Annotated in this window: 1 pseudogene; it reads right to left on the minus strand. The window is 38.2% G+C overall.

The window, feature by feature from the left end:
- Positions 1 to 61: 61 nt before the first annotated feature.
- Positions 62 to 723 (minus strand): annotated as a pseudogene (locus HCJ66_RS15890) (hypothetical protein); the annotation flags it as partial.

Raw genomic sequence — 723 nt, forward strand, 5'->3', positions numbered from 1 at the left:
TTCTCTATTTTCGAAATAGCCAAACCAAATTGAAACAACCTCTTCTTTGCATCCCATATTGTTACCTCCTTAATCCCTCTGGTAAATCTAAAATGCCATTTGGCAACCTGTCTGTCGCCCAATTATTCAAAGATTTCACGAATTTTTCAAAACCAGATGAATGATCTATCAAAGCTATTATTTCGTTGTGAGCAGTCGTGGATCCGATTCCACCATGAACACCTGGTGGGTTAACAAAAATAACATCTTCAATAAGCGTGCGAAATTCTTTTATATCATCCATTGAAACTCCCCACTTCTTAAATACATCTGCTCTGCTTGCCACTAACCATTCATGAAGTTTCCCTGGTTTACGAATCCTTGCTTTAATTATTTCTTGTGCTTTCGGATCATCCCACAACTTTTGAAATTCCTCAACAGACATATTATCAAACCACTTATTAAATTCATTATTTCTAACAGAGGGGATTTTTATATCATTTACAGCCCTACTTGCTTTCTCAATCACTCCATCACTACCACCAAACATCCCTTTCGCTAAATTTTCAAAACGATGTGTATTTTCTGCACCGCCGGTTACAGCTTGTGTGGTACCAAAAGGAGTTGCTACAACTCGCGGTTGAAAGAAATTTTTAGCAGTTGTCTCTGCGGAATCAGCAACCTTACCAAGATTACCTGCACCATTTCTAATTTGATTTTTAGCAGCACTTGTAGCCGAACTCG

This window comes from Paenilisteria portnoyi, from assembly GCF_014322795.1.
GTDB lineage: Bacteria > Bacillota > Bacilli > Lactobacillales > Listeriaceae > Listeria_A > Listeria_A portnoyi.